This window comes from Microvirga sp. P4_G7, from assembly GCF_056401005.1.
In genome coordinates this window covers 1-3918 of record NZ_JBFUKD010000330.1, presented here as the reverse complement: position 1 = coordinate 3918, position 3918 = coordinate 1, and the positions used below count along the sequence as shown (strand labels likewise).

The 3918-nt window shown below is 59.3% G+C and carries 2 protein-coding genes and 1 pseudogene; all 3 read right to left on the bottom strand.

Features of this window, described 5'->3' with window-relative positions; genetic code table 11:
* Positions 1-2738, bottom strand: a 2738-nt coding sequence (locus AC1DT3_RS13850; RefSeq protein WP_477465832.1) for a peroxidase family protein, incomplete at its 3' end; no start/stop codon positions are given.
* Between the two features lie 326 nt (positions 2739-3064).
* On the bottom strand, positions 3065-3604 hold the full coding sequence (locus AC1DT3_RS13845; RefSeq protein WP_477465831.1) for a PRC-barrel domain-containing protein: 540 nt from the start codon (positions 3602-3604) through the stop codon (positions 3065-3067).
* A gap of 105 nt (positions 3605-3709) precedes the next feature.
* Positions 3710-3918: pseudogene (locus AC1DT3_RS13840) on the bottom strand (hypothetical protein); the annotation flags it as partial.

Below are 3918 nucleotides of genomic sequence, written 5' to 3'. Positions count from 1 at the left end.
ACCTCATCGTCACCGGCGCCGCCATTGATGGCGTCTCGTCCTTCGAGCCCGACGAGCAGATCATCGCCGGCAGCTCCCTGCATGCTGTCGTCTCCGGCTTCGCCTTTGAAGAAATCGTCTCCAGCCTCGCCGTACATACGATCGTTGCCGGCGCCTCCAATGATGGCATCGTCACCCGCACCGCCGGCGAGGACATCGTCGTCTCCATCACCCCAGAGGGTGTCGTCGCCCGCGCCCGACTGAATGCTGTCTTTGTGCTCGGAGCCTCCGATCACCACGTGAGCCGCGCCGAGGTATTGGAACGATCCGTCGTGTCGCGTGGCCGTGCCCGAGCGCTCGGATTCATCGGCGGGATATGTCGATGGATCGGTGATTTCGATTGTGAAGGACGGCACCGAGAAGACGTCGAAAGGCAGGTGCACCGTTCCTGTGTTGCGCATGACCAGTTCGGAGAACGACGTCCCTTCGAGTTGGGTGAGGAAATTGGTGCCCTCCAAACGGGACAGGTAATAGAAGCGGTCTCCGCTCTGCAGGTTTTCCATCTGCGTCTCGAAGACGAAGTTGAAGGTGGAGCCCAGAAGGCCGCCGGACGCCAGCGGCTTTTCGGCGAGACCGCCAATCCAGAAATCGACGTTGTCTATTCCTGTCTCGGAACCTGCGAACGCGCCCGTGCCATTGAGAAAATCGGTATCCGGGCCGACGCTTTCGTTTTCGGGCGTTGCGGGATCATCAGCCCGCCCATCGACAATCGCGGYGGCGGCCGCGCGCTTCTCGGCGATCGTCGACGCATCGGCAAGACGCGGGTGGATTCCATAGGCGGCAATAAAATTCAGGAGGGATTCCGGGTGGCGGATGTTGCCGCCAAACTCTGCCCAACTCTCATAGGGCTTCAGGGCTGCGTCACTGGTGCCGTCATGGAATTGTCGGCGCACTTCGTTGAGCGGCGCAATTCCGGTGTCCCGTCCTCGGGCAAGATTGAGGGCCGCGAGATCGAGCGGCAGCCCGTAGACGCTGTTGCGCACGCCGTCGATTACGAACTCGTCGACTTCGTTGCCGACCTGCAAGCTTGCGCCGCGCACGATTTCACCTGCGGCGGATCCAGCAGCCCCTCTTCGCGCATATTCCAGCGGATTGAGGAAGGCATTGACGAGGCTCAGTTGCTGGTCACCCGCGGTGCCGGGATCTGCATCGACCGGATTTCCGTCCGCATCAATTCGATCGATGGTTTCCCTCAGAAGAGAATGGCCAAATCGATAGACCGTATGCGCAAACTCCGCCGTGATCGCGGGGTCGATATCGACATCATGAGCCTCGAAGGCATCAATGTTGGGTTGAATGCGACGCGCAAAATCCTCGAAGACGAGATGCTGATATTGCATCTCGGTACCGAACCTCGCCGCCTGAAACAGCCGCTCGCCGTTCCATTCATGCGTCTGAATGCCATCAGACAAGTTCGCTCCCGGCGTGAGCCACTGGCTCACGAAATCCGGATCCTTGTCCAATTCCGCCAGAACCAGTTCCTTGATATGGGCGAACAGCCGATTGTGCTCGGAATGGAAAATATGGTGGACCGCCGTCAGGCCGACATTTTCGTTACCGCGTCCGTCGCCCGTGATGTAGTGCGCATCGAGAAGCTCGTTGTCGTAATTACCCGTCGTATCCGACCCGTCGAGGTTTGCCAGGCTGACTTCGAGATCCCCGTCCGCAACCTTGCCGGTTGGAACAGCGTCATGCGCAATGTCGTCGAGGAAAGCATGACCCGTGCGAACGGCGAGTGTGGCGTCGATCGGTGCTGCGGGATTGCCCTCGATCAGAACATCATCGGATGTGCCCGCAAGCCCATCCTCGCCCGGCATGACGAGTTGTGCGTATCCGCCGGGTCCGGGAATGAAGCGCCCATACGCGTCGGTAGCGAGCAGAGGCACGTTGGTCACATCGTCGTCGGTCAGATCGATACCGAGCAAGGTTCTTGCTTGCGCCTTGACGTCGGCCCATGTGGCAAGGCCGCCGCCGGCATGATCCAACAACCTTCCGGTCGCGATGGGCCTGCCTTCCGGATCGCGGATGTACTCGCGCAAGAACACCTGATGCGAGGGATGCGACGTGTAGGTCTGGTTCTGGTCGACGAACGGTGTCGTCTGGTTCGTGTGCTCGTGAATGTCATCCGCTGTTCCGACGACACCATCTGGGCCAGGTTGATTGGTGGCCCGCGTCAGAACCATGAAGTTCTCTTGGCTGCCAGGGACGAAAAGCGGGTCGTCCGGTTGCAGCGGAATGAAAACTGATCCGTTCTTTCCTTTGTTGACGAGATCGAGACCATGATCGAAGAACTGACCGAACAGAGTGAACCACTGATTGAACGGCGCTGCGCCCGGGACCGCCGCGACATTCGCAATGAGACCATCGCCGTCCTGATCGGCCGCGGCAGCGGCAGGGTTGGTGAGCGCGTTTTGATCGACGATCAGGTTGCTGATGATACGAGGCTGCGCGTCGATCACCACGCCGGACGTTTGTGAATACGATGTCGACATATCGGCGTCGCGAAAGACAGGATCGGTCAACCTTGGAAACACGCGATTGGCGCTGCCGAAATCGGATTGGCCTGGGACAATGCTGTTACCCGTACCATCGACTGTTCTAAGTCCGAAGGGACGCGAGCTGTCGCCGATCGGCTGATTTGTTTCGGCGCTAAGAATTTGTGCGAGAATGAAATCGAGGTCAGACCGAATGAGTAACATGGGATATTCCTCCAGGTTCACTCTGCGGGCCGAGGAATAGCGCCAGAAGTTGTGGCCATAGAAAGTTCAGAACATGTCCGCCCGAATCTTATATGTGACATCTTGAGCGCGACGACGACGCTGAAAGAACTGAACAAGGCCTACCGGAAACGCCCATGGCACGGACGTCGAACCGGCAGGCGGAGGATCGGTCGAATAAACAAAACGCCCTCCCCGAACGAAGCCGAGGAGGGCGAAGTGGAGTTATTGTGCGACGATCGAAAGCTCGCCGTACAGAGATTTAGACTGAAGGCCCTCGACTTAGGTGCCGCGCACCCGGATTGTCCTCACCGTGCGAACTTGAACTCAGGAGCCGCTTTCAACTGCTCCTTGGTCATGTTCATCATGAGCATCGCGTGGTCCGGTGCTGAACGGTTCATCGTCACGCTTCCCGTGGCAGCGGGAGCATTCGGTGCCGCTGTCGTTCCGCTCGGCGCAGTCGTCGAGCCGGTCGTCGCCGGAGCCGTCGTCGCAACGGCCCGTGGTTCGGTCACGAACTTGATTTGATCGAACGGCACCGCCACTTCGTGTTCACCCATGCCAAGGAATCCGCCCACGCCAATGACCACGGCTTGAACCTTCCCATTATTGTCGACGAGCAGCTCGCTGATGTCGCCGATCTTCTCATTGTTGCTGTTGTACACGTCCAGACCCTCAAGCTTGGTCGCGCGCCATTGGCCCGGCTGCTCCTGAGTCATCCAGTTGCTGGTGTTCATGGCTCCCATTGTCGCCGCGGGACTTTGGCTTGGAGAACTCGTTTGTGCCAAGGCGGGGGCAGCTGCCAGGGTCGCGCCGAGAACAGCAAAGGTAACATATCGCGTAAGCATGATTTCCCTCCATTGCGTAACCTGAATCGACAACGAAAAAAGTGGCACATTGTTCTGGTCGCAAGCGTAGCGGCGGCAGCGAATTCAAGTTCGGCCTCGCAGATTTCATGACCGCATGCGAGCTTCAGCAACCGGAGCCCGGCGACGGCGCGCCGGCCCACCCCTTCCGCTTCGCGCCAGCCGGTCGATGGCGTCTTCGAGCGGCCGCTCGCAATCACAATACTCGGCCCAGGCCTTTGTACGTCGGATCAGCTGCGGCACGGTGCGGATTGTAAACCGCATCGGATCGAGACCCGGCTTGACTTGCGCCCAGG

Excerpts from the sequence above, each read along its gene's own strand:
- AC1DT3_RS13845 (WP_477465831.1), bottom strand. The coding sequence starts at position 3,604 with ATGCTTACGCGATATGTTACCTTTGCTGTTCTCGGCGCGACCCTGGCA.